The organism is Streptomyces sp. NBC_00316, from assembly GCF_036158715.1.
In the GTDB taxonomy this organism is placed as follows: Bacteria; Actinomycetota; Actinomycetes; order Streptomycetales; family Streptomycetaceae; genus Streptomyces.
Genome location: NZ_CP108023.1, coordinates 19,671 through 43,704, shown reverse-complemented (window position 1 = coordinate 43,704; position 24,034 = coordinate 19,671). Strand labels below are relative to the sequence as shown.

Here is a 24,034-nt window from a genome sequence, read left to right as displayed (position 1 = left end):
AGACGGGAGTAAAAGCGCGGCGAGAAGCTTTAAGTCGCAATTCCCATTGAGTATCACTGCCGCTCGTAGCGATGGCACAGATTGACCCTGTGGGTCGTCCGGCCGTGTGAAGAGGAGGAACCCATGACTGAGTCAGAGACTGAGAAGCAGCGCGTTAACATCGGAAAGCAGCACCCGGCCAATTACAAGGCTCTTATCGCCCTGTCCTCGACAGTGGAAGACACCGCCACCGCGGCAGGTCTTGACCCGCTTCTGGTCGAGCTTTTGAAGATCCGCACGTCCCAGATCAACGGCTGCGCGTTCTGTCTCAAAATGCACACCCGCGACGCGCTCAAGAAGGGCGAGAACCCGGACCGGATCGCAGTGCTGCCCGCGTGGGAAGAGACTGGTTACTTCTCCGAGACCGACCGCGCGGCCCTACGTCTGACAGAGGCGATCGCTCACGTGTCCGAGGGGCACGTGAGCGACGACGACTACAACGCGGCAGCAGCCGTCCTCTCTGCAGATCAGGTCTCGGCGGTCGCCTGGCTGTCAACGCTGATGAACGCCTTCAACCGCGTCGCGATCACAAGCCGATACCCGGTCGCCGGCAAGTGAACCAGCTTGCAGTCCGTACGGGCATGCGAGTGCTGTCGTCCCAGGACGAGTCCTTCGAGGTCGCCCCCATGTGTTGATGGCGTCGGGCATGCAGGACACTCCATCACCCATGTATATGGGGGGCCGGTCCGTCTCTGCGTGGCACCTTCACGAGGCACGCCGCAGTGCCCGGCGGCGGCAGCATCGGCCGGACACAGAACCCGATCGCCGGCGTATCCACTCTCCCCTGCTCCTTCGCTGCCTCAGTGCCCGTGTCAGCCCCATTCGCCCATGCATGTGGCAGCTCGGGACGCGTGCAGTCAGCGGGACGCCTCGCGCAAGGTGTGCTGGCCTGACACACCCTCCGAAACTCAAGCGTTTACTCCCCACGTTCGGACAGCCCCATTCGACGCGTTGGACCCGCCCGTCGGCTGACCTAAACCTATACTTCACGGTATAGGGGGCAGCCTTGTGAAAGGCGGGCAGCGCAGTCAAAGATCTTTGCGGCACAGGCAAGTCCGCGCGGATCGGCGGCAGCGATCTGGCGGTGGCGCTGCACCGCGCCCTCCGTGAGGCGGTGCGCCGACTGGGTGTCGCCTCGGCGGCGGTCTACCTGCTGGACGATGAGCGCAGCCAAATCAGGGTTGCGATGATCGGCGGCAACGCGCCTTCCCTCTTCACGTTTCCCGGCCGGATGGGCCTGGACGCTCCCTACGCCTCGGCACGTGCCCTGGCCTCGGAAAGCGTGGCGGTACTGGCCGAGCCCGACCTGGCGGATGCGGACCAGGAGCATGTGCTGCCCTATCCGTACATCGCTCTCTCGGCCCCTGTCATCGCCGCCGATCACCGCTTCGGCTCTCTGACGGTCCTCCGACCGGAAACCCACGGCAGCTGCGAGGCGGAGATCTGCACCGGCTTGAAGAAGATCGCTGACGACCTGGCCATGGCTCTCGCCGAGCTGGCGGACAGTGGCACGGTGATCACACCGGGGCATATGCCCGCGCTCGTGCCGGTGTTCGACGGGCATGCGAGCACCGGCACGACGGATTGGGGGGTGCCCGGCGTCGCTGGTTCCGCGGGCCTGAGCCTCATGTACCCAGTGCGACGGCTCTCTGACATGCTGAACCAGGCCACGACTCTGGACCACATTGTCGCAGCGGCCCAGCACTGCATCGTGTCCCCGTTCGGAGCCCGGGCCCTGGCCCTGGCCTCAGCCAGCGAGGGCCGCCTGTGGGTCCTGGGACATTGCGGGGCCTCCTCCGGCCTGGTCCGCAACCTGCATGGCGCCAGACTGGACGTCCGAACACCAGCGGCAGAGGCACTCCGAGGGCGTCCACTGTTCATCTCTGGCGACCGTCAGTCGGCCGACGCCTCGGAACCCTTCGGCCGTGAAGAGTTGGAGGCCTACCTTCCGCTCGTCGGGAGCAGACACGTCATCGACCTGCCCATCACCGAGAGCAGCCACATCGTCGGCGTCTGCTGCCTGGCCTTCGATGGGCCCCGCTATTTCCCGCCCGAGGAGAGAGCCGTCCTCGGCATGATGGCGGGATCGCTGGGCGCAGCGGTGGATCGGGTCGAACTGAGCGCGAAGCAGCACGAAGTCGCCGAATGTCTTCAGCGACGTCTCCTCCCGTCCACACTCGTTGAGTTGCCCCGGTTGACCACCACGGCGCGATACCGGCCCGCCACGCTCACCTCAAGCGTGGGCGGGGACTGGTACGACGTGATCAAGGGGCCGGGCGAACGGGTCGTACTGGTCGTCGGCGATGTGGAAGGCCATGACATAGAGAGCGCCGCCGTCATGGGCCAGGCGCGCAGCGCGATGATCGCCTACGCGACCGAAGGGCACAAACCCACGGCCGTAATCGACCGGACCAGCCGGCTGCTCGCCGAACTCGGGACGGATCTTCTTGTCACCTGCTGCGTCATCACCCTGGACACGGCCGACGGCACGGCCAAAGTGGCCTTGGCCGGCCACCCTGAACCGCTGGTGCAACGGCCCGACGGAAGCATCGGCACCCTCCAGGCGTCGGCCAACCTGCCCATGGGTGTCACCACGGAATACGCCTACCGGGAACGCGAGCACACCCTGGAGCCCGGATCCGTACTGATGCTGTACTCCAACGGGCTGACCGGCTGCGACGAAACCGACCCCGACGCCCGAGCACTTTTCGACTCCGGCAGTCGCGAATTCGACACTGACCTCGAACAATTGGCCGACCTTCTCATTGCCGACACACTGGGCCCCCGCCAACGTCGCGACGACGCGGTACTCCTCCTGGCCCGCTACGAAGGGGCCGGTGGCCAGAGCGTGCTGCGGACAGGGCGCCTGCGCATCCAGCGCCGCGACCTGCACGGGGTCAAGGCGGCACGCACCTTCGTCGACGACCACCTGACTTCCTGGGGACTGGAAGCTCTGTCGGAGGACCTCCAGCTCATCGCCAGCGAGATCGTCACCAATGCCCTCATCCACGCGGGCAGCGACGTCGACGTATGTCTGCGGGCATTCCCCGACCGCGTCCGGCTGGAGGTACGGGACTCCGACAGCAACCCGCCCGTCCCCTCACCCCTGGCCCTGGCCGAGGAAGAGAAAGCGGAATCCGAGCACGGCCGCGGCCTCCTCATCGTGGAAGCCCTGAGCACCGCGTGGAACAGCACTCCCAACGGCCGGGGTAAAACGGTCGCACTGGACCTACCCATCCCTCATGCCTGAAGCGGGCTGCACCGGGCGGGCTAGCGACACCTGCGGTGATCCCCCCGGTGTATGAGGTGCCGGGGCCGGAAACCCCGCCGGACCTGGGCTGATACATCATTCCGATGCGGGCAGTCAGTACACGTCCTTCGCCTTCACCGCCCACCTCCTCGAGGCCGGGATCGACGCCTCGATCGGCACTGTCGGCGACGCCCTGGACAACGCCCTCATGGAGTCCCAGATCGGCCTCTACAAGACCGAGCTGATCAAGCCCCGCAAGCCCTGGCACGGCCTGCCCGATGTCGAGCTCGCGACCGCGGAATGGGTCGACTGGTTCAACAACCAGCGTCTGCACACCGCGATCGGGACCATCCCGCCCCACGAACACGAGACCAACTACTACGCTCAACACCCGCCCCAACCGGCGGCTGGAGCCAACGCATAGAGCCTCCACCGATCCCGGAGCGGTTCAAGGGACCATGCAAACCATGCCTTGGCTCGGACCTGTGCTCGCGCTGACAGGTGTTCTAAGGGCGGTCCCGTAATCCCTGGTGGATCAGCGCGCGGCGTCAGATGCGGTGCATCGCAAGGCGGAGGGACGTCCGCATACTGGGCGTATACGGGCGTTCCGACAACGCGGCGAGGTGCCGTAGCTGTCGTCGTGCGCCCGCCAGGGGTTACGGGACAGCCCTTAGTGGGCGCCGTGTTCGCTCCGCTGGCCACTACACGCTTCGGTTGGCAGACGTCTCGTCGAGAGGCTATCGATCACGCGATTGCATGTGTGAGGCGAGCGCAACTGGCAGCAAACTATCCGAGGTCTGTGAACCAGCATGAGCTCGGAGTTAGCGACGAAGCTATTCGTTACTTCCTTGAACTTCCTCTCAGGGGGTTTGAGAGGTTCTATGAGGCGACCCAAGAAATGCGCAGGGCATTGGCAGCAGTTGAGCCATACGTGGCGTGGACTGGGACGACTCGCGATGACAGACGCCGGATGACGTGTATGCCGCCCTTCTGGAGCAGCTCAAGAAAGCGCGTCGGCGCACGTTGCTCATCCATTCGGGCAACGATCGCCGCATAGGCGACTGAGGTCGGTGGAATCTCGATGGGCCCCGGGAGAGCGTTCCGTGGTGCGATGACATCCGCTTTAGGAGTTCGAGCGGGACCCTGGGGCACCTGCGGGATCTACGTGGTCGCTTGCGGAGGTACATGGTTCGGAGCTGTGGACCCCCGTGAACGGCCTTGGCCGTGGATGAATGAGACGGAAACTGAGACGGCCCGGTGAACGATGCCAGTCGTGATAGTGCCGTCGGTTGCTCACGGGTGCGGGAGACGCCCAGCGAGATCAGCGACCTTTTTCACTGGACCGCGAACGGGTTCACGAGGGGCTGACCCCGACCCTGGTTCGTCCTGGCTGTCCGTGGACAATGAGAGCGTATTGCCGGGGGTCTGTCCTGTTCGTGTTTCGGCGGCACTTCGTCCTGTCCCTCTCGCGGTGGTGTGGCGCAGGACACGGGAACGAGGTCGTGTCGGCGGAGAGTTAATAGGTGTGAGGCATACAGAACCCAGTGAGTCGTTGCGAGCGCGCGTGCGGGCGGGGGACCGTGCGGCGTTCGCCGACCTGTACGACCAGAACGTTCGCGCTGTCTACAGACATGCCCTGAGGCTGACCGGCAACTGGTCGGAGGCCGAGGAAGTGGTGTCCGAGACCTTTCTCGGTGCCTGGCACACCCGGGAGTCGGTGGATCTGGACGGTGGTTCCCTCGCACCGTGGCTGCTCGGTATCGCCACGCACAAGGCGCACAACGCCAACCGCGCTCTGCGCCGGCGGCTCAATTTTCTGGCGCGTAGCCCGGAGCCCCGGCCGGTGGAGGACTTCGCGGATGAGACGGCCGGCCGGGTCGATGATGCCCGTCACCTCGGGTTGGTTCATGACGCCCTGAGGCGGCTGGGTCGGGCGGATCGTGAGGTGCTCGCTCTGTGCGTGGGTGCCGGGCTGGACTACCAGCAGGCCGCCGAGGCGTTGGGTGTTCCGGTCGGCACGGTGAGGTCGCGGCTCTCGCGTGCCCGGGCCCGGCTGGCCGGCCACAGCTTGAGCGCGATGTCGCGAAAACGTCGGGAACCGCGCGGCCGTCGCGGAGAGAAAGAGAGTGAAGCCGCAATCGCGGCCCTGTTCCTGCAGGAGGAAACCCGTTGAACGCCGACCACTCGCGCGCCGGCTTTGCCCGGAGTGAGACAGAAGAACTGCTGGCTGCTCCGGTCTACTGGGACCTCTCGCCGAGCCGCCATCTTCACCAAAAGGACATTCTGATGCAGCAGATCGATCGCGATCACCACTCTCTCGGCGAAACGTCACCCGCTTCCCGCCGCCGGCTGCCGCGCCTGGCCCTGATGGTGCCCGCCACGTCACTGGCCTTGGCCGGTGCCCTGGTCGTCACGTTCTCCGGCAGCGATCACACCTCTGCCCCGACGGCCAAGCCCCCTGTCTCCTCACCGGCCCGGGTAATCAACGCGTCAGTCACCCTTGGCCGGATTGCCGACGCGGCCATGAAGACGGACGCGACGCCGGTGAAGGAAGACCAGTTCGTATATGTCCGGCGCTTGGCGCGCGAGAACAAGGGAACTCTCGGCGGCCGGGTGGTGCTCGGCGCGGCGCACAACGAAGAGCGGTGGATGTCTCAGAAGCCCGGCCCGGTGACCACGGTCGGCTGGCTTCGATCGAGTGGGAAAGACGCCGTAATGCCTGGTCAGCTGGGTCCTATCACCACCACATCTCCCGTGCAACCGGGTCTGTGGTACCCCACCTACACGTGGCTCGCCTCGCTGCCTACCGACCCCGACGCCCTGCTCGAACTGCTCTACACCCAGACCAGGGTGGAAAAGGGCGACTCGAAGGACGAGGCCGTCTTCGGGACGGTCGGCGACCTGCTGGGCAGTGTGATCATGCCGCCCGCGACAGCCTCCGCCCTCTACAAGGCCGCCGCGAAGATTCCCGGCATCACCTGGATCCCCGACGCCACCGACGCGGCCGGACGACACGGCATCGGCATCACCCGCAGGGACACCCGTTCCGCCACCCGCTCCGTGTTGATCTTCAATAAGGACACTCTCGCCTACGCCGGTTCGCAGGGGTACCTCATCAGCCACAAGGCCAACGCCAGGGGTACTACGGACGACGTGCTGCTCGGCATCGACGCCGTCATGGAACGCGGGGTTGTCGACCGGCAGGGCGAGGTACCCGCGACTACCGCCAGCTGACTCCGGCCGATAGACGGCAACGGGGGCACGATGGGCTTGTCGTTTAAGTGCGCCACGAGCGCAGAGAGTGAGGTTGATGTAGGTAGACCCACTTGATGCGGTGCTGTGCAGATGATGAAGGTTTTGTGGCCCTTCGGCGTCGCCCTTCGGGGGGAGACGCCAAACCGCCTCAAGCTGCGTTGGCTGAAGTCCGCCGTGGTGAGCGTTGAGGAAAAGGCGTCCGAGAGGCGTCAGGTGGGGACCGGAAAGGCGAGCGAGAGCGAACCGCTGACGACGTGTCGAAACAAGCAACTGACATCAAAACCGGGGCGGTTAAATGGCGCCGGGATGAGCCTGGCGGGTTCCCGTCTATTGGCCAGGTGGTGTCCGGCATGGAGGCGGCGCGAGTCCGGTCTGCGGCTTCTGCATGGAACGTGGGAAGGCGAGTGTCGACACAGCTACCCCGGTCTCGAAAGAGGCCAGGTAGCGAGAGGGAGCGCGCCTAAGGGCTGTCGTCGGCTTGGTGGGCCGTGACCGCCAGGAAGGCGTGGGCGAGCATGGCCAGGGTGATGTGCCGATACCAGCCCACGTAACGGCGGACTTCGTACTGGTCCAGCCCGCACTCGTTCTTCGCCGCCTGGAAACACTCCTCAATTGCCCAGCGGGACCCGGCAATCCGCACCAACTCCCGGCCGGTGATCTCCACGGGTGTGTAGGCGAGGTAGCAGGCGATCTCGTCCGGGCGGGAGATGCTGCGGCGGGCCAACGCCCACCGTATCCGGTGCGGGACTTCGCCCTGGTAGTCGAACTCGGCAACGGCTGGCAGCCGCACTGCCGCCCAGTGGTAGACGCGCGGTCCCTTCGCACCGTCGCCGCATGAGATCTTCTCCCACGCCTCGGCCGGGGCTTGCGCGAACAGACCCTCGATGCGGGGACAGCCCACGGTGAACTGGGACTTGGGGACGGCCAGCACATAGCCGACGCCGGACTGCTCCAGCAGTCGGCGGAAGCGACTTTCCTGTCCGTAGGCGGAATCCGCGGTGACCCAGGTGATGGGCAGCGACGAGGCGAGGGCACGCAGCACCATGCGCCGGGCCAGTTCGCCCTTGGTGGCGAACGCCTGGTCGTCGGGGATTTTGGCCGCGCGGCAGCGTTCGCGGTCTTCGGCCCAGGACTTGGGGATATACAACTCCCGGTCCACCAGGGCCCATCCGCGGCCGGAGGCGTAGGCGGCGAAGACACCGATCTGGCAGTTCTCGGTGCGGCCGGCGGTGCCGGAATATTGGCGCTGGACCCCGGTGGAGGTAGTGCCCTTCTTGATGAAGCCGGTGTCGTCGATGATGAGGACACCGTCGTCCTCGCCGAGCTTGCCGGCGACGTATTGCTGCAGGTCATCGCGGATGTCGTTGGGCTCCCATTTCGCGCCGGCCAGCAAGTGCTGCAGACCGTCGGGAGTGGCGTGGCCTGCCTGCTCGGCCAGCTGCCAGCTGTTCTTTCGGGCGACCGGGGCGAGCAGCCCGCGTACGTAATCACGCATCCCCGCAGCGGCTGCCTTCAGCCTCGGTGGGTCTCCAGCAGCCTCAGCCAGACCTCGCTGATCGTGGGGAAGGCGGGTACGGCGTGCCAGAGCCTGTCGATCGGAACCTCGCCCGCGACGGCGATGGTGGCCGAGTGCAGCAGTTCACCTACGCCGGGCCCGGCGAAGGTGACTCCGGCCACGGTGTTACGGTCCAGATCGATGAGCATACGGGCCTGGCCGCGGTATCCCTCGGCGTACTGGTGGGCGCCCGCAACGTGTGCGAGGTCGTAGTCCACCACCTTGATCCGACGCCCGCTCTGCTCCGCCTCGCGGGTGGTCAGGCCAACGGCGGCGACTTCCGGGTGGGTAAAGACCACTTGCGGGACGGCGGCGCTGTCGGCGGTGGCCGCGTGCGCACCCCACCGGGTGTCGTCGACCGGCTCGCCCTTGGCCCGGGCGCCGATGACCGCACCCGCGATCCGGGCCTGGTACTTGCCCTGGTGGGTCATCAGGGCGCGGTGGTTGACGTCGCCGACGGCGTAGAACCAGCCGTCGGCGACGTCGGTCACTCGGAAGGTGTCGTCCACCTTCAGCCAGTCGCCCGGGGTGAGACCTATCGTCTCCAGCCCCAGGTCCCAGGTTCGCGGAGCACGGCCGGTGGCCAACAGGATCTCGTCCGCCGCGAGATGTCCGCCGTCGGCCAGGGTGATCCGGACCTCGCCGCCCTCGCGGGCGAGGGAGGTTACGGAGGTCCCGAACCGGATGTCGACGCCGGCTTGCCGCAGGCCGTCGGTGACCAGCTCTCCGGCGAACGGCTCCATCCGCTGCAGCAACGCGTCCTCGAGAACCAGCATGGTCACCTGGGAGCCGAGCGCCTGCCAGGCGGTGGCCATCTCGACGGCGACGACACCGCCGCCGACCACGGCCAGACGTCCGGGGACCTTGTCGGCGCTGGTGGCCTCACGGCTGGTCCAGGGGTGAACGGTGTCCAGGCCGGGGATGGGGGGCAGAGCCGCGCTGGTTCCGGTGGAGACGGCCACGGCGTGCCGAGCTGTGAGGGCGACGGTCTCACCGTCGGGAGTCTGCACACTCACCTTGCGGGGGCCGTCAAGGCGGCCGTGGCCTCGGATCAGATCGACGGAGACCGAGTTCAGCCAGTCGACCTGGTCCTCGTCCTTCCAGTACGAGGCCATCTTGTCGCGGTGTGCGAGGACCGCCTCGACGTCCAGCGGTCCGGCGACCGCCTGACCCAGTCCGGGCACTCGGCGCGCGTCGGCCCGTGCCACCACCGGGCGCAGCAGCGCCTTGCTGGGGTCGCATGCCCAGAACGAGCACTCGCCGCCGAGGAGTTCGCGCTCCACGATCACGGTGCTGAGCCCTGCGGCGCGGGCGCGTTCGGCCACGTTCTCGCCGACCGGGCCTGCGCCGATGACGATCACGTCGTAGGTGCGGGTGGTCTCGTTCATTGCTGCTCCGTTCGTCGCTGCTTCTGTAACTCGGTCGGATGTTTCGGCGGCCCGGCAACTGGCCGCGCGTTGTTCCCCCGCTTTCACTGGGGAGATCCGCAGGGCGGTGCTCGGTTGACGCGGTTGCGTGGTAGTCGGACCGCTGGTGTTGGGGCGCGCCTTTGCGCCTGGCGGGTCGGTGCAGGGGTCCGGGTGTTCGGCTTTGCGGGTGCTGTGGCCAGGGGCTGAAGGGGGTGGCCGCGGTCCGGGTTGGTCATGGCCGTTGCACCGTCGGGTGGTTGGACGTGGTGTCAGCGGCCGGGGGCGCGCTGCGTCACTTCCTGGAGCACCCAGCCGTTGCCGTCCGGGTCGCTGAAGGTGAGGTAGGAGCCGTAGGAGGTGCGGTCGGGGTGGGGGCCGGCCAGTCGTTCCTGGCCCGTGCCGTGGTGGACGGCGCTTCCGACGTCGTGGCCGTGGTGGAGGAGTCCTCCGGCGTCGTGGAACACCTCGCTCACGTCGATGCCGCGGCTGGTGAGCTCGGCGTGGGCCTCTTCGATGTCGGTGACGATGAGGTACAGGCCATGGGTCGTGCCGGGGGCGGTGGAGGTCATTCCCTCGCCGAAGATGATCGAGCATTCGGAGCCGGGAGGGGTGAAGTGGACCACCCGGAAGTCGTCACTGGCTGTGTAGTCGACGTCCAGGCGGAATCCCACCGCCTCGTAGAAGGCCTTGGTCCGGTCGATGTCGGAGACGGGCAGCACGATCATTTCGAGTTTCAGATCCATGGGGATGTCCTTTGTTTCTTGGCGTCGGTGAATTTCACGCATCTGTGCGTCACCGGTTCAACAGGTGGTGGGATGGGCGGCGAAGTGGCTCACCCTGCGGTTCAACCTGCAAGGAACCTATCCGGCACTTAAGTCGTGCGCAAGTAAAACTAGAGCACTGAAAGTGTGGCAAAGGTAATAGTGCGGGCCGGCCCCGGCTTCCGGGGCCGGGTGGCGGCCCCGGAAGCGGTCGATCCCAGGGCTTGGGCGGGGCTCTCGCCGTGCGGGCTGCTGGTGCGCCACGGGCGGTCGTCGCGCGGAGCCGGTGTGCGGGGCTTTCGGGGGGAAGCTTCTGCGAGGCATCCTGCGGTTCGGGCCCGGCGGCGCGGTCGGGGGTCGGCGGCGGCGGGTTGCGCGAGCGGCCGGAATGCGCCGCGGAGCAGCGCACGCGCGATGCTGTGGACGGCCCCGGATCCGGCCCAGGGCTGTCGGCGGCATCATCAATGAGTATCGATATACCGCCTCACGGTCGCACCCGTGTGCCCGATTTGACTCGTCCGCGGGCGCGCGCCGGGTGACGATGGGCTGTGACGGTGTCGCGGCGGGAACACGTGGTGGATGGCATGAAGCGGGCCGGAAGGCAGGATGCCGAAGCGCTTGGTCCTCTGGAGCGCAGGCATTTTCTCGCCGTTGCTGTGGCTGGTGCGATGGCGGCCGGCTGCCGCCCCTCCGGTGCCAAGGGGGCCCGCACCGAGACCGCCTCGCCCGGTTCTACCCGGTTCACCGGGGACGGTGAGCGAACGCGCGTGGGAAACCCCGACTGGCGTATCCGCTGGGAAGGAGCGCCCGAGGCTGTCCAGGGATACACCGACAGATTCAGCGTGCTGCCGGGCGAGGAGTTCGGTTTGTACGTGTCTACGAGCGCTTCCGGCTTCCGGGTCTCGGCCTTCCGGGTCGGCTGGTATGGGGGACAGCAAGCGCGCCTGGTGTGGCGTTCGGGCCGTATCCCTGGATCGGTCCAGGCCCGGCTCCGGCTGCTGGAGGTCACTCGTACAGTGCAGGCCGACTGGAACCGCACGCTCGGCGTACGCACCGACGGCTGGCCGGAGGGGGCGTACCTGCTTCGACTGGAAGCGGACAATGGGCACCAGCGCTACGTGCCGTTGATCGTCCGTTCGGCGTCCGGCGCGGGCAGGACCGTCCTGATGCACGCGGTGTCGACCTGGCAGGCATACAACGCGTGGGGCGGGTACAGCCTCTATCACGGCCAGGACGGTGCGTACGGGACACGGTCGCTCGCGGTCAGTTTCGACCGGCCCTATGACCGCAGCGGCGCCGAGAAGTTCATGGTCTACGAGAGGGCGGTAGTGGTGCTCGCGGAGCGGCTGGGAATTCCGCTCGCCTACACCACGGGAGTGGACGTCCACCGCGAACCCGGCGTGCTTCACGGCGCGCGCGCGGCGCTCTCCCTCGGGCACGACGAGTACTGGAGCCAACAGCAACGGGACCACGTGACCCGGGCTCGTGACTCCGGTACCAATGTGGCCTTCCTCGGTGCCAATGCCTGCTTCCGCCGGATCAGGCTGGAGCGGGGACCCACCGGCGACGCACGCACAGTGGTCTGTTACAAAACCGACTACCGGGCGGACCCGCACCTGACCGACCATCCGACCATGCCGACCAACGACTTTCGACGGCAGCCCGGAGCCGACCCCGAATCCTCCCTGACCGGCGTCCTCTACGAGGGCTATCCGGTCGACGCTCCGTATGTGGTCCATGCCGACGATCACTGGCTCTTCGAAGGGACCGGAGTCAGACGCGGAGACTCCTTCGACCATCTGGTCGGGGTGGAATACGACCGGGTCACCCCCGGGATGCCCACCCCGGCGCCGCTCGAGGTCATTGCGCACTCCCCTGTCTTCTGCAAGGGCGCGCCAAGCCATGCCGACTCCGCGTACTACACCGTGCCGAGCGGAGCGGGCGTCTTCGCATCCGGGACGATGCGATGGGTCGAGGCCCTCATGGCCGGAACTCAGGACAACGGCCGCAACCATGGCATGGACGCACGCACCGGACTGTTCGTCACCCGCACCACGGAAAACCTGATCCGCGCGTTCGCGGAGGGCCCGTGCGGCAGGAATCGGCCCAAACCCCAGGAGAATGCGAGCACCCTCTACCCATCGCCGACATCCTGAACCTCTCCGCCATCGCCGATGAGGTCCCGGTCGAGCAGGCCTGCACCGTCGCCAAGTGGGCGCCCCCAGCCGGCAGGCAGTCGTCGAGACCCGGTGGGCGGAGACATGACCGCGGCCGTCACCATGATGGCCAAGGAGCGCGGAGGACCCCACTTCAAGCCGCAGGTCATGCTCTACCTGCGGGTGCCGAGATCCCATCCATAGCCGTTGAACTGTGTGTTCTCGTGAGTGGCAAACGTTCGCCGCATGGGCGTGTCAGGCTGCTGGATCGTGCTGCTGCGACTGCCTACCTCGGTGTCGAGCGTGTTCGCCTGCATGCGGCTGCTTCCGATGAGCGATGTTGACAAGGACATCGAGATATTGACTGCGTCACCACCGCCCCCGCGCTCGACGCCCCGTACGAGACGTTGCGACTGCGTGTCCTGCCCCGTCAGATCGTCCCCACTCGCACAGGGACTGTCTGAGGGGCCCTGCGCTTCTCGGACAGCGGTGTTGAGGTTCTGCCTATGCCGCTGCCTGCAACTCTTCGTACTCGGCGTGGACTTCTGCGGGAGTCTTGTAGCCAAGTCCGGAGTGGAGGCGCTTTCGATTGTAGAACATCTCGATGTAGCGGACGATAGCCCGGTGGGCATGTGCGCGTGTTGGGAACGTAGTTCGGTGCACAAGTTCGTTTTTGAGGGAGCCGAAAAATGATTCAGCCATCGCATTGTCCCAGCAGACACCGGTGCGGCCGACCGACGCTCGCAGGCCCAACGAACTGAGCTTGCAACGAAGTTCCCGAGACGTGTATTGACTGCCGCGATCGGAATGAAATATGCATCCTTCGGCGAGGTCGATGTTCCGGGCCGCCATATCGAGTGCATCCGATATGAGAGAGGTCTTCATGTGGTCGGCCATCGCCCAGCCGACCACCGCTTTGGTGTGGCAGTCGATGACGGTCGCGAGATAAAGGAACCCGGCCCAGGTGTGAACGTAGGTGATATCGCTGACCAGTTTGCGCCCGGGAGCGTCAGCGGTGAAGTCACGGGCCAGCAGGTCGGGCGTGGCCGGCGCCGCATCATCGGCGATCGTGGTCGCCCGCCAGGGCCGCGGCTGACACGGCACCAGGCCGAGCTCGCGCATCAGCGCGCGGACCAGTTCTGCTCCGGCCTGCACGTTCATCCGCTGGAGCGCGGCGTGGACACGCCGGTAGCCGTAGGTCTCCTGAGAGTCGGAGAAGACCTGGAGGATGACAGCCCTCAGTTCCGCACGACGCTTCGCGGTGGCCGACAATGGCCTCGATCTCCAGTGGTAGAAACCTGACGTGGATACTCCCGCCCAGGTGCACATCCGCTGCACAGGAAAGTTACCGGCCTCGCCGTCGATGAACTCGCACTTCTCCGTCACCGGTATTCCTGGGCGAAGAAGGCCGCCGCTTTTCCCAGGAACTCGGTCTTCATGCGGAGTTCCCGGTTCTCGCGTTCCAGTTCGCGCAGGCGGGCACGTTCGCTGATGTTCAGCGGAGGCTCCTCCCCGGCGTGCTCCTGCCGGTACCGGCTGACCCAGGTGCCCAGCGTTCCCTCGTTCACTTGTATCTCTCGGGCGACCTCGGCAATCGGGCGGGACTCCACGACCACCATCTTGACCGCCTCGTCCCGAAACTCAGGACTGAACTTCCTACGCTTCTGTGCCACGTGCTCTCTCCGCCGTTCTGGACTTCGATCCTATGGGGACCGCTGTCCGAGAACTTCGGGGCGCCTCAGAGGTTTGTGGTGCGGGTTCCCTGCGTTTGGCCGGGTCGTTGATCCAGGCCGTCTGGGGTATCTCGGGTGGTCTGGGGCGGCGGCCGAAGCGTTCGGGGTGGCGGGCGTATGCCTCGGCGAGGGTGACCGCGCGCTGGTCGCGGACCTCCTCGGCGGTCCCGAAGTGGACGGAGGCGGGGGTGTGCCAGCCGATACCCGAGTGCCGGTGCTCATGGTTGTAATACGCGATGAACGCGTCGAACCACTCGCGGGCGTGGGCCAGCGAATCGAACCGTTCGGGATAGTCCGACATGTACTTCGTGGTCTTGAACTGGGCCTCGCTGTAAGGGTTGTCGTTGGAGACCTTCGGCCTCGAGTGCGACCGCGTCACCCCCAGATCGATCAGTAGTTGGGAGACCTTCTTCGACGTCATCGAGGTGCCGCGGTCCGCGTGCACGGTCTGGGGCACGATGCCGTTACGAGCGATGGTCTCGCGGATCAACTCCTCTGCCCGCAGCGCCGACTCGGCTCGCTCGACGGTGTGGCCGACGATGTACCGGCTGAAGATGTCGATGATCACGTAGGCGTGATACCAGACGCCCTTGACCGGCCCGGCCGCCTTCGTGATGTCCCAGGTGAACACCTGCGAGGGCCCGGTGGCGACCAGCTTGGGCACCGCCTTGGCGGGATGGGTGGCCTGCCGTCGGCGCTCACCGGACTGATCCTGCTCGCGCAGGATCGGGTACATCGTCGAGACGGAACAGTGATAGCGCCCGGCATCCAGCTCGCGGGCCCAGATCTGTGCGGGCGCCAGCTCGGCGTACTCGTCGCCGTTCATCAACTCGAGTACCGCAGACCGCTCTTCGGCCGTCAGGGCCGACGGCTGCACCTGCGGGGTACGTGTTCTGCGCGGTGGTGCCGGCCGGAGCCGGCGGTAGTGCGTGGCGCGGGAGCGGCCGGTCAGCCGGCAGGCGGCCGTGATGCCCAGCTGAGCCTCGACGCCGGTAAACGCCTCGTCCACGACAGGGTCGGCGGCACGCTTCAGTCCGCGCTCTCGGAGATCATTTCCAAGAGCGCAGAAGCTTTTCCCATCACCTCGAGTGCGGCCTTGTTCCGTGCCAGGTCCTTCTGCAGCCGCTCCACCTGCTGCCGCAGCTTTTCGTTCTCCACCTCCGCGGCGGACTTCTTCGCCCGGGCGGGACTGGTCCGGCGGTCGACCAGGTTTTCCAGGGCCCCGGCGTCCCGGGCGGCCCGCCACTCCTTGACGTGCGAGTGGTAAAGCCGTTCCCGGCGCAGCACCGCACCCTTCTCGTTCCTGGGCGCGGAGTCGTACTCGGCGACGATCCGCAGTTTGTACTCCGAGGTGAAAGTGCGGCGCTTCGGCCTCGGCGCCGGGTCGAACCCGACGGGCTCTGTGCTGGGCATAAGGGACGGTTCTCCTGTCGTGCCCTCTCAGGCTAACCCCGCAGAACGGGATGTCTCACCCAAGGCTGACAGAGAGGGGTTGGCTCGGGCTGGCTTTGTCGAGCAGTAGTGAAGTCACATGTCGATGGGTTTGGGAGGCGCCTCAACCCACGGAGGGGCGGTGTTGATGAGTTTGGGAGGCACTGGATCTCTTGCCAGCGCAGCATCGGGATGCCGTTGGTGAAGGCTGCTGATCACGCGGCGTAACCCAGATATGCCTGAACTCCGCCGTGGAATGATCACGGGCACGTCTCATCCGTGTCCGGCACTGCACCCTTATGGTCTAGGCGCCCGCTGGTATGGGAAGAGGGCCCCATCCAAACACGGTGCCGCCGAATGTGGGGCTCTCGAAGGTGACCGTGCCGCCTGTGAGAGCCGAGCGGGTGAAGTCGACCGTGCCGCCCCTGAACTCTGCGTCGGCGAAGAGGACTGTGCCGCCCCTGAACTCTGCGTTTTCGAAGAAGACGCTGCCGCCACTGAACGTTGAACGGGTGAAGAAGACCCTGCTGCCACTGAACGTCGAGTGGGCGAAGTCGACCGTGCCGCCGCTGAACTCTGAGCGGAAGAAGGTGGCCGCGCCACCACTGAACGTCGCGTTCCGGAGGTTGACCACACCATCCCTGAACGTCGCGCCGCCGAAACCGAGCCCACCTTGAAAGTGGCAGTTTGGGCTTGATCCGCTTTGACGGACATTCGAGATCAGGGGTTCAGCCCCGGGAGGATGTCCATCATGGAGAGCATGGGGAAGAAGAAGCCTCGCCGCCCTCGTCGTTCGTTTACGCCGGAGTTCAAGGCCGAGATCGTCGGGCTGTGCCGACGGGGTGACCGCTCGGTCGGGCAGGTCGCCAAGGACTTCGAGCTGACCGAGACCGCGGTGCGGGACTGGGTCAAGCAGGCCGAGGTCGATGCGGGCGAGCGCAACGGGCTGACCAGCAGTGAGCGCGAGGAACTGGCCGCGTTGCGGCGGGAGAACCGCCGGCTGCGCGAGGATGTCGACGTACTCAAGCGGGCCACAGCTTTCTTCGCGAAGGAGACCCGGTGACGGTGCACCCGTTCATCGAGGCGGAGAAGCAGGCAGGTCACAGCGTCAAACGGGCGTGTGAGCTGATGAAGGTCTCCCGGACCGCCTTCTATGCCCGTCGCTCCGGCCTGCCTGGCCCCCGTGCAGTGCGGGATGCCGAGCTGACCAAGCAGATTGTCGAGGTCCATGCGAAATCGCGCGGAACCTATGGGGCCCCGCGCGTGCACGCCGTGCTCATGCGCGAGGGTGCCCGGTGCGGTCGCCGTCGTGTCGCACGACTGATGCAGGCCGCAGGACTGCAGGGCCGGCACCGCAGACGACGGCATTTGACCACGATCCCTGATCCCAGGGCTGCCTTCCGTCCCGACCTCATCGTCCGGGACTTCCAGCCCGACCGCACCGGGCTCGATGCCCGCTGGTGCGGCGACATCACGTATGTCCCGACCGAGGAGGGCTGGCTCTATCTGGCCACGGTCATCGACATCGCCTCCCGGCGCGTGGTCGGCTGGGCAACCGCCGATCACCTGCGAACCGAGCTGGTGGCCGACGCGCTGACAGACGCCTGCCGGCAGCGTCGCCCCACCCATCCCGTGATCTTCCATTCGGATCGCGGCTGCCAGTACACCAGTCAGCAATTCGCCTCGCTGGCAAGCGAGTTCGGGATTCGACTGTCGGTCGGCCGCACCGGTCAGTGCTGGGACAACGCGCTCGCCGAGTCGTTCTTCTCGACCATCAAACGCGAACTGCTCGGCACCTCCGCCTGGCCCAGCCGGGCCGCCGCCCGCACCGCGATCTTCGATTTCATCGAGGGCTGGTACAACTTGCACCGATTGCACAGCAGCCTCGGCTACCTCAGCCCCGCCGAGTACGAGACCGCACTCGCAGCCTGACCACCACACCAATGGTGTCCGTCAAAGCGGAGGAAGCTCAGCTCGACAAGTCGAAGTCGAAGCGGTCGAAAGCCATACCGCTGAAGTTGAAGTGGTACGTACACCAGGCAGTGGGGGAGTCCGGCTGCTGCAAGTGGCCCCGAATGACGAGATTGATCGTGTGCCGGACCTCGCGCTCGCCCACTTTGTAGCCGGGGGTCATCGGGTCGGGTTCGTAGGGTATGCGGAGGTAGGCGCACAGGACGTCGATGCAGACCTGGCGTTGCTCTTCCCAGTCGTCGGCGAGACGGGCGAGGGCGTAGATGCCGGCGAGGCGGACGGCGGCTTGCTCGTGGCCGAGTTGTTCGGCGGCAGCGGTATAGCGGTCGGCGAGTTGGCTTGCGTCTGCGCGGTGTGCGTCGCCCTCGGACAGCAGCTGCTTGCGGTAAGCGTAGAGACCGGCGAGGACGGCACCGATCAGGGTCAGGGCGGTGACGGTTGCTTTGAGGACGTCATTGATGTTGACCGGCTGGGGTGGCTTCTGGTCAGCGGCCGCCATCGCGAAGTGGTCGTACGCGTAGGCGAAGATGCCCCACCCGAGGACACCGGCCGCGGCGAGGGCCAGCGGCGCCATGATCCATACGGGCCAGAGGTTCGGGGTGTACCGGCCCCGTGGGGCCTGGCGCTTGCGCAGGAATGAAAAGGCCACGGCAGGATCATGGAGTCCTGCAGCCGCTCGGGACAACGACTTCACCAAAGATGCCGCAGGCACACCAGCCCGCCATGCACGCGGTGGGACCCGCGGCCCCGGCGCCATAACGACGCGCGCTGTTGGCGACCCGTCAGGAGCCCAAGATCACCCCGCGGCGGGTTTCTGACATCTGGGTCACGCCCCATGATCCCCGTGGGTTCAAGGAAACCGAAGGCCCTTCAGCCTGAACCCACGGGTCCACCGGTCTGCATCAGGCCGGCGGACCCGTGGGTTCGGTTGGAACACGAGGATGCTGCGCAAGCCGAAGAGCTTCGGCCGTGACATCGGCGTCGACCCGGGCCGGTGTTCCGTCGCCGTCGTATTGGAAGAGGTCGTACTCATCGTCCAGATTCGCGAGTCGCTCGGCCAGAGACAGCTCGTGCCCGAAGCGCTGGTGGATCCGGAAGGCCAGCTCGCGAGGCGTCAGCTCGCCGGCCAGCATCCGGGCGGCAAGCGTCCGTGCGACGGCTTCCTGTCCGGCAACGCTGCCCACTGGGTGAAAGATGAGGCCCAGTTCGTCGAGTGCTGGGGGAAGGAGGTCGGGGACGTCGTAATCCGCCTCCGCGCGTGTGCACGCGGCCAGGGTCCGCAGAGCAGGACTGTCGAGGCCGGCAACGAGTGCATCACAGGCAGCAGTGACGACGTCGGTTGCGCAGATCTCGCCCATGCTCCAGAGAACGGCGCGGTCCTGAAGCTCGCGGGCTGATGGTTCGGTCGACAGCATCTGTCCATGATCTCGGCCTCGGTACTGGTGGGCTCGCGTATTCAATTGTCGCGTGTTGGCCTGTCCGGTTCTGGAATTGCTACTGATCGTGACGCCTGCCAGCGGGCGGCGGATGTCAGAGGCATCCGGTTGGATGTGCCCGTGACTGTCTATGACGTAGCCCGCCAGCTTCCCACCATCGCCAACCTTCGAGACTTGTGCCGCTCGCTTGCGATGCTCGATGCGATCCTGAGCCCGGACTGGGAAAGCCGGTACTACTGAGCTTCCTCCGCTTTGACGGACACCATTGGTGTGGTGGTCAGGCTGCGAGTGCGGTCTCGTACTCGGCGGGGCTGAGGTAGCCGAGGCTGCTGTGCAATCGGTGCAAGTTGTACCAGCCCTCGATGAAATCGAAGATCGCGGTGCGGGCGGCGGCCCGGCTGGGCCAGGCGGAGGTGCCGAGCAGTTCGCGTTTGATGGTCGAGAAGAACGACTCGGCGAGCGCGTTGTCCCAGCACTGACCGGTGCGGCCGACCGACAGTCGAATCCCGAACTCGCTTGCCAGCGAGGCGAATTGCTGACTGGTGTACTGGCAGCCGCGATCCGAATGGAAGATCACGGGATGGGTGGGGCGACGCTGCCGGCAGGCGTCTGTCAGCGCGTCGGCCACCAGCTCGGTTCGCAGGTGATCGGCGGTTGCCCAGCCGACCACGCGCCGGGAGGCGATGTCGATGACCGTGGCCAGATAGAGCCAGCCCTCCTCGGTCGGGACATACGTGATGTCGCCGCACCAGCGGGCATCGAGCCCGGTGCGGTCGGGCTGGAAGTCCCGGACGATGAGGTCGGGACGGAAGGCAGCCCTGGGATCAGGGATCGTGGTCAAATGCCGTCGTCTGCGGTGCCGGCCCTGCAGTCCTGCGGCCTGCATCAGTCGTGCGACACGACGGCGACCGCACCGGGCACCCTCGCGCATGAGCACGGCGTGCACGCGCGGGGCCCCATAGGTTCCGCGCGATTTCGCATGGACCTCGACAATCTGCTTGGTCAGCTCGGCATCCCGCACTGCACGGGGGCCAGGCAGGCCGGAGCGACGGGCATAGAAGGCGGTCCGGGAGACCTTCATCAGCTCACACGCCCGTTTGACGCTGTGACCTGCCTGCTTCTCCGCCTCGATGAACGGGTGCACCGTCACCGGGTCTCCTTCGCGAAGAAAGCTGTGGCCCGCTTGAGTACGTCGACATCCTCGCGCAGCCGGCGGTTCTCCCGCCGCAACGCGGCCAGTTCCTCGCGCTCACTGCTGGTCAGCCCGTTGCGCTCGCCCGCATCGACCTCGGCCTGCTTGACCCAGTCCCGCACCGCGGTCTCGGTCAGCTCGAAGTCCTTGGCGACCTGCCCGACCGAGCGGTCACCCCGTCGGCACAGCCCGACGATCTCGGCCTTGAACTCCGGCGTAAACGAACGACGAGGGCGGCGAGGCTTCTTCTTCCCCATGCTCTCCATGATGGACATCCTCCCGGGGCTGAACCCCTGATCTCGAATGTCCGTCAAAGCGGATCAAGCCCACTATGTCCGCGGCTTTGGGCACGAGTCACCGATGAGCCCGTATGGCCACGATGGCGAGCCTTGGCCGGGAGTGATCGACGATGTTCCCGAGGCATTCAAGCCCTTCGTCGAGGAGCCTGCGTTTACCGACGAGGACGGTGTGCCCGTCGTAACGGCCTGCTTGTGGCGTGAGGCGAAGGACGATCAGTGGCACCACGGCACGATCGACTTCCCCTCGGACCGTGCTGACCCTGACGGGGCGACGAGGCTGTTCGAGCTCCTGGTCGACCGATCTCCTGAAGCGTTCCAGCGCTTCGCCGAGGATTACTACGAAGTCTCTGTGGACCTGGGAGCCGTGAGCGATGTGTATGCCTTGCGGCCGCTGGGCCAGGAACTCGTCTCGTCGTTGAACATAGAGGTCAGCATGGCGGACCTGGCCCAGGACATCTCGGAGATCGGCTACCCGCAGCCCCGTGGAAAGTCGATCTGACTGCCCACCAGCTCATTCGCAACAGTTGTTGGGCCTTCGCTCCCCGGAACCGTCCCGTTGAACCTCACCGTCCACCACTCTCCGTAGCTCGCATCCAATGCGAGAAAACCGCATCGGATGCGAGTCGACGGCGAAACCGCAGGCCATCCATCCGGACGAGTGACGGCAGCTGGCCATCAAGCCTCGCCAGCCGCTACGGTCGCGCAACGCGCCAGAGCCGGACGTCCCTGTTCAGCGAGGTGTCATCCGCCTCCGCTGGCGCCGACACACCAACTGTCGCCAGTTCGCATCCGATGCAATTGGCGGCGCTTGGAACAATGGAACCGTGGTTGGCGGTAGCGATGGTTCCGCTTATGTGTCGAGAGAGCTACCGCACGAGGCGCCTTGGATTCGCAGGTGGAGCACCGGTGTTGCCTGTGCCGGTTGCTCAGAAAGGCAAGGGTCGGCCTTGGGGCACTTCGGGGACCTGACCCCAGCCCGCGCCGTCTCGCGGGCCGGGGCCTGCTGAGGCAGAGCCAGCTTCCTTCGTGCAACATCGACGTCGCTCAGCTCATAGAGTGATCACTTCATCACGTCACCGATCCGAGAAGGCTTCATGTCTCACATCACCACACTCTCCACCGTCGCCAAGCGCGCCCGTCTTGGCCGCCGCACCGCCGCCGCCCTGCTCGGTGCCGCCGCCCTGACCGGGCTGACCACGGTCACTGCGCCGTCCGCCGGCGCCGTCGAAGCGCCCAGCAGCGGCTGGGACCACACGTACTCCGGCAGGGGTGTCAGGGTCTACGTGGAGGAACACGGGGACATCATCTCGGTGTGCGACACGTCCACGAACGGCCACTCGGCCTGGGTGACCGTCGACGACCTCACCCAAAACCGCTCGGGCTACAAGGTCACGGCCAGCGGCGGCAAGGGCAGCTGCGCCACCCGCCGGGCCAGTGACGGCAGCCAGTACAACCCGGACGAGGGAATGCGTATCGGCCTCACCTACGAGGGGGAGGGCGGTAACGGCTCGTACTCCGTCAGCTTCGTCAACGACCACTGACGGCCGCGGCAGGCCTGCGCGCCGCGCACGGGTCCGCCGGCAGGGGCCTGATCTCTCCTCTGGGCTGGCCCATGATCCGACCCGGGGATCCCCGGGCCGTGCCAGAGTGAAGAACGCGCGTGCGCCCGCCCCCATATCGTGGGGGCGGGCGCACGCGCTTTGAAGCGGGAGTACGGCCTTGGGGCACTTCGGAACCATGGTTGGCGGTACCGCCAACCATGGTTCCGAAGTGCCCCAAGGCCGGATCTCGTCCGTGGGTTGAGCAGGTCGAGTGGGTTTCACTGCGATGCCTGCTCCGCCTCGCGCAGTCGCGTACGACTGCCAGCGCCAACCCGAACCTCCTCACCTTCAGTCCGACCGCTGATCGGTCGGACGGAGTGAGAACGCTTCGAGAATTCCGAAGTTACGTCACAGAGCTGCAGAACACCCGAGGGAGGAAGAACCCCATGGCCACGGGCCAGTGACTCAGCGGGGCTCAGGGGAACTCGCGGAATGTCGCACACATGCCGCCACAGCGTGTCAGTGGGCTCAAGAATCGAGCACGGCGGCGACGGCCTCGATCTCGACGAGTTGATCCTTGTAGCCGAGCACGGTGACGCCCATCAAGGTGCTGGGGACGTCATGGTCAGCGAACGAGTCCCGGACTAGGGGTGAGGCGCCCCGAAGTTCTCGGACAGCGGTCCCCATAGGATCGAAGTCCAGAACGGCGGAGAGAGCACGTGGCACAGAAGCGTAGGAAGTTCAGTCCTGAGTTTCGGGACGAGGCGGTCAAGATGGTGGTCGTGGAGTCCCGCCCGATTGCCGAGGTCGCCCGAGAGATACAAGTGAACGAGGGAACGCTGGGCACCTGGGTCAGCCGGTACCGGCAGGAGCACGCCGGGGAGGAGCCTCCGCTGAACATCAGCGAACGTGCTCGCCTGCGCGAACTGGAACGCGAGAACCGGGAACTCCGCATGAAGACCGAGTTCCTGGGAAAAGCGGCGGCCTTCTTCGCCCAGGAATACCGGTGACGGAGAAGTGCGAGTTCATCGACGGCGAGGCCGGTAACTTTCCTGTGCAGCGGATGTGCACCTGGGCGGGAGTATCCACGTCAGGTTTCTACCACTGGAGATCGAGGCCATTGTCGGCCACCGCGAAGCGTCGTGCGGAACTGAGGGCTGTCATCCTCCAGGTCTTCTCCGACTCTCAGGAGACCTACGGCTACCGGCGTGTCCACGCCGCGCTCCAGCGGATGAACGTGCAGGCCGGAGCAGAACTGGTCCGCGCGCTGATGCGCGAGCTCGGCCTGGTGCCGTGTCAGCCGCGGCCCTGGCGGGCGACCACGATCGCCGATGATGCGGCGCCGGCCACGCCCGACCTGCTGGCCCGTGACTTCACCGCTGACGCTCCCGGGCGCAAACTGGTCAGCGATATCACCTACGTTCACACCTGGGCCGGGTTCCTTTATCTCGCGACCGTCATCGACTGCCACACCAAAGCGGTGGTCGGCTGGGCGATGGCCGACCACATGAAGACCTCTCTCATATCGGATGCACTCGATATGGCGGCCCGGAACATCGACCTCGCCGAAGGATGCATATTTCATTCCGATCGCGGCAGTCAATACACGTCTCGGGAACTTCGTTGCAAGCTCAGTTCGTTGGGCCTGCGAGCGTCGGTCGGCCGCACCGGTGTCTGCTGGGACAATGCGATGGCTGAATCATTTTTCGGCTCCCTCAAAAACGAACTTGTGCACCGAACTACGTTCCCAACACGCGCACATGCCCACCGGGCTATCGTCCGCTACATCGAGATGTTCTACAATCGAAAGCGCCTCCACTCCGGACTTGGCTACAAGACTCCCGCAGAAGTCCACGCCGAGTACGAAGAGTTGCAGGCAGCGGCATAGGCAGAACCTCAACACCGCTGTCCGAGAAGCGCAGGGCCCCTCAGGGGTTGAGGAACATTGGTGTCGGATCGTGCGTCTGCACGCTCCGTGATGGCCTTGGAGTCCTAGCCCAGACACC

Annotated in this window: 22 protein-coding genes and 2 pseudogenes; 12 read left to right on the top strand and 12 right to left on the bottom strand. The window is 66.0% G+C overall.

The window, feature by feature from the left end:
- Positions 1–123 precede the first annotated feature (123 nt).
- From OG878_RS00230 to OG878_RS00210, 5 genes and pseudogenes are all read left to right on the top strand, one after another.
- A complete protein-coding gene (locus OG878_RS00230) occupies positions 124–597 on the top strand; it encodes a carboxymuconolactone decarboxylase family protein (RefSeq protein WP_328884824.1) in 474 nt (157 codons plus the stop codon).
- A gap of 526 nt (positions 598–1,123) precedes the next feature.
- Complete coding sequence (locus OG878_RS00225) at positions 1,124–3,289, top strand: SpoIIE family protein phosphatase (RefSeq protein WP_328884823.1); 2,166 nt, start codon at positions 1,124–1,126, stop codon at positions 3,287–3,289.
- A gap of 85 nt (positions 3,290–3,374) precedes the next feature.
- Positions 3,375–3,713: pseudogene (locus tag OG878_RS00220) on the top strand (integrase core domain-containing protein); the annotation flags it as partial.
- Positions 3,714–4,841: 1,128 nt separating this feature from the next.
- Positions 4,842–5,462, top strand: coding sequence for an RNA polymerase sigma factor (locus OG878_RS00215; protein WP_328891082.1), 621 nt, complete (start codon positions 4,842–4,844; stop codon positions 5,460–5,462).
- The gene (locus tag OG878_RS00210; protein ID WP_328884822.1) at positions 5,459–6,523 is read left to right on the top strand and encodes a CU044_5270 family protein; all 1,065 of its coding nucleotides are present in this window, start codon (positions 5,459–5,461) and stop codon (positions 6,521–6,523) included. The genes OG878_RS00215 and OG878_RS00210 overlap by 4 nt, the downstream gene beginning before the upstream one ends.
- Before the next feature lie 481 nt (positions 6,524–7,004).
- On the opposite strand, the gene OG878_RS00205 is transcribed toward OG878_RS00210, so the two are convergent.
- The 3 genes from OG878_RS00205 to OG878_RS00195 all read right to left on the bottom strand — a co-directional run bounded on the left by OG878_RS00205 (position 7,005) and on the right by OG878_RS00195 (position 10,251).
- Entirely contained in the window at positions 7,005–8,060 is a 1,056-nt protein-coding gene (locus tag OG878_RS00205; RefSeq protein ID WP_328891081.1) for an IS701 family transposase, read from the bottom strand.
- Positions 8,057–9,487, bottom strand: a complete 1,431-nt coding sequence (locus OG878_RS00200) for a dihydrolipoyl dehydrogenase family protein (protein ID WP_328884821.1) — start codon at positions 9,485–9,487, stop codon at positions 8,057–8,059. Before OG878_RS00200 ends, OG878_RS00205 begins: the two co-directional genes overlap by 4 nt.
- Positions 9,488–9,777: 290 nt before the next feature.
- Entirely contained in the window at positions 9,778–10,251 is a 474-nt protein-coding gene (locus OG878_RS00195) for a VOC family protein (protein ID WP_328884820.1), read from the bottom strand.
- 785 nt (positions 10,252–11,036) lie between these two features.
- Between OG878_RS00195 and OG878_RS00190 the strand changes: the two genes are divergently transcribed.
- Positions 11,037–12,425 carry a N,N-dimethylformamidase beta subunit family domain-containing protein gene (locus OG878_RS00190; RefSeq protein WP_443049038.1) on the top strand — a complete coding sequence of 463 codons (1,389 nt, stop codon included), beginning with the start codon at positions 11,037–11,039 and terminating at the stop codon, positions 12,423–12,425.
- 504 nt (positions 12,426–12,929) lie between these two features.
- Here OG878_RS00190 and OG878_RS00185 read toward each other — a convergent pair.
- From OG878_RS00185 to OG878_RS00170, 4 genes are all read right to left on the bottom strand, one after another.
- Positions 12,930–14,098, bottom strand: a protein-coding gene (locus OG878_RS00185) for an IS3 family transposase (protein WP_328884810.1) whose coding sequence is annotated in 2 segments (ribosomal slippage) — positions 12,930–13,846 and positions 13,846–14,098 — 1,170 coding nt in all. Because the reading frame shifts where the segments join, the coding sequence is not laid out codon by codon here.
- On the bottom strand, positions 14,082–15,167 hold the full coding sequence (locus OG878_RS00180; RefSeq protein ID WP_328884819.1) for an IS3 family transposase: 1,086 nt from the start codon (positions 15,165–15,167) through the stop codon (positions 14,082–14,084). Before OG878_RS00180 ends, OG878_RS00185 begins: the two co-directional genes overlap by 17 nt.
- A gap of 20 nt (positions 15,168–15,187) precedes the next feature.
- Complete coding sequence (locus OG878_RS00175; protein WP_328884818.1) at positions 15,188–15,571, bottom strand: hypothetical protein; 384 nt, start codon at positions 15,569–15,571, stop codon at positions 15,188–15,190.
- 322 nt (positions 15,572–15,893) lie between these two features.
- A complete protein-coding gene (locus OG878_RS00170) occupies positions 15,894–16,223 on the bottom strand; it encodes a hypothetical protein (RefSeq protein WP_328884817.1) in 330 nt (109 codons plus the stop codon).
- A gap of 117 nt (positions 16,224–16,340) precedes the next feature.
- Here OG878_RS00170 and OG878_RS00165 point away from each other — a divergent pair, with 117 nt between their 5' ends.
- Together OG878_RS00165 and OG878_RS00160 are read left to right on the top strand one after the other, a co-directional pair.
- On the top strand, positions 16,341–16,652 hold the full coding sequence (locus tag OG878_RS00165) for a transposase (protein ID WP_390838786.1): 312 nt from the start codon (positions 16,341–16,343) through the stop codon (positions 16,650–16,652).
- Positions 16,649–17,521: an IS3 family transposase gene (locus OG878_RS00160; protein WP_328884813.1), complete on the top strand. Its 873-nt coding sequence runs from the start codon at positions 16,649–16,651 to the stop codon at positions 17,519–17,521. The genes OG878_RS00165 and OG878_RS00160 overlap by 4 nt, the downstream gene beginning before the upstream one ends.
- A gap of 37 nt (positions 17,522–17,558) precedes the next feature.
- Here OG878_RS00160 and OG878_RS00155 read toward each other — a convergent pair whose 3' ends face one another.
- Both OG878_RS00155 and OG878_RS00150 read right to left on the bottom strand, forming a co-directional pair.
- On the bottom strand, positions 17,559–18,209 hold the full coding sequence (locus OG878_RS00155; protein WP_328884816.1) for a hypothetical protein: 651 nt from the start codon (positions 18,207–18,209) through the stop codon (positions 17,559–17,561).
- A 253-nt stretch (positions 18,210–18,462) separates the two neighbouring features.
- Positions 18,463–18,975, bottom strand: a complete 513-nt coding sequence (locus OG878_RS00150; RefSeq protein ID WP_328884815.1) for a hypothetical protein — start codon at positions 18,973–18,975, stop codon at positions 18,463–18,465.
- 6 nt (positions 18,976–18,981) lie between these two features.
- Here OG878_RS00150 and OG878_RS00145 point away from each other — a divergent pair, with 6 nt between their 5' ends.
- A complete protein-coding gene (locus OG878_RS00145; RefSeq protein WP_328884814.1) occupies positions 18,982–19,236 on the top strand; it encodes a hypothetical protein in 255 nt (84 codons plus the stop codon).
- A gap of 37 nt (positions 19,237–19,273) precedes the next feature.
- On the opposite strand, the gene OG878_RS00140 is transcribed toward OG878_RS00145, so the two are convergent.
- The gene (locus OG878_RS00140; protein WP_328884813.1) at positions 19,274–20,146 is read right to left on the bottom strand and encodes an IS3 family transposase; all 873 of its coding nucleotides are present in this window, start codon (positions 20,144–20,146) and stop codon (positions 19,274–19,276) included.
- The gene (locus OG878_RS00135; RefSeq protein ID WP_390838786.1) at positions 20,143–20,454 is read right to left on the bottom strand and encodes a transposase; all 312 of its coding nucleotides are present in this window, start codon (positions 20,452–20,454) and stop codon (positions 20,143–20,145) included. The genes OG878_RS00140 and OG878_RS00135 overlap by 4 nt, the downstream gene beginning before the upstream one ends.
- 133 nt (positions 20,455–20,587) lie before the next feature.
- On the opposite strand from OG878_RS00135, the gene OG878_RS00130 reads away from it, so the two are divergent.
- Both OG878_RS00130 and OG878_RS00125 read left to right on the top strand, forming a co-directional pair.
- Positions 20,588–20,986: a hypothetical protein gene (locus OG878_RS00130; protein WP_328884812.1), complete on the top strand. Its 399-nt coding sequence runs from the start codon at positions 20,588–20,590 to the stop codon at positions 20,984–20,986.
- A 595-nt stretch (positions 20,987–21,581) separates the two neighbouring features.
- Positions 21,582–22,028, top strand: coding sequence for a hypothetical protein (locus OG878_RS00125; protein WP_328884811.1), 447 nt, complete (start codon positions 21,582–21,584; stop codon positions 22,026–22,028).
- 528 nt (positions 22,029–22,556) lie between these two features.
- Here OG878_RS00125 and OG878_RS00120 read toward each other — a convergent pair.
- Positions 22,557–22,679 (bottom strand): annotated as a pseudogene (locus OG878_RS00120) (RidA family protein); the annotation flags it as partial.
- 68 nt (positions 22,680–22,747) lie between these two features.
- Between OG878_RS00120 and OG878_RS00115 the strand changes: the two are divergent.
- Positions 22,748–23,916, top strand: a protein-coding gene (locus tag OG878_RS00115; protein WP_328884810.1) for an IS3 family transposase whose coding sequence is annotated in 2 segments (ribosomal slippage) — positions 22,748–23,000 and positions 23,000–23,916 — 1,170 coding nt in all. Because the reading frame shifts where the segments join, the coding sequence is not laid out codon by codon here.
- Positions 23,917–24,034: the final 118 nt, after the last annotated feature.

Excerpts from the sequence above, each read along its gene's own strand:
- OG878_RS00230 (WP_328884824.1), top strand. The coding sequence starts at position 124 with ATGACTGAGTCAGAGACTGAGAAGCAGCGCGTTAACATCGGAAAGCAG.
- OG878_RS00200 (WP_328884821.1), bottom strand. The coding sequence starts at position 9,487 with ATGAACGAGACCACCCGCACCTACGACGTGATCGTCATCGGCGCAGGC.
- OG878_RS00195 (WP_328884820.1), bottom strand. The coding sequence starts at position 10,251 with ATGGATCTGAAACTCGAAATGATCGTGCTGCCCGTCTCCGACATCGAC.
- OG878_RS00175 (WP_328884818.1), bottom strand. The coding sequence starts at position 15,571 with ATGCCCAGCACAGAGCCCGTCGGGTTCGACCCGGCGCCGAGGCCGAAG.
- OG878_RS00165 (WP_390838786.1), top strand. The coding sequence starts at position 16,341 with ATGGAGAGCATGGGGAAGAAGAAGCCTCGCCGCCCTCGTCGTTCGTTT.
- OG878_RS00150 (WP_328884815.1), bottom strand. The coding sequence starts at position 18,975 with ATGCTGTCGACCGAACCATCAGCCCGCGAGCTTCAGGACCGCGCCGTT.
- OG878_RS00145 (WP_328884814.1), top strand. The coding sequence starts at position 18,982 with ATGATCTCGGCCTCGGTACTGGTGGGCTCGCGTATTCAATTGTCGCGT.
- OG878_RS00135 (WP_390838786.1), bottom strand. The coding sequence starts at position 20,454 with ATGGAGAGCATGGGGAAGAAGAAGCCTCGCCGCCCTCGTCGTTCGTTT.
- OG878_RS00125 (WP_328884811.1), top strand. The coding sequence starts at position 21,582 with ATGTCTCACATCACCACACTCTCCACCGTCGCCAAGCGCGCCCGTCTT.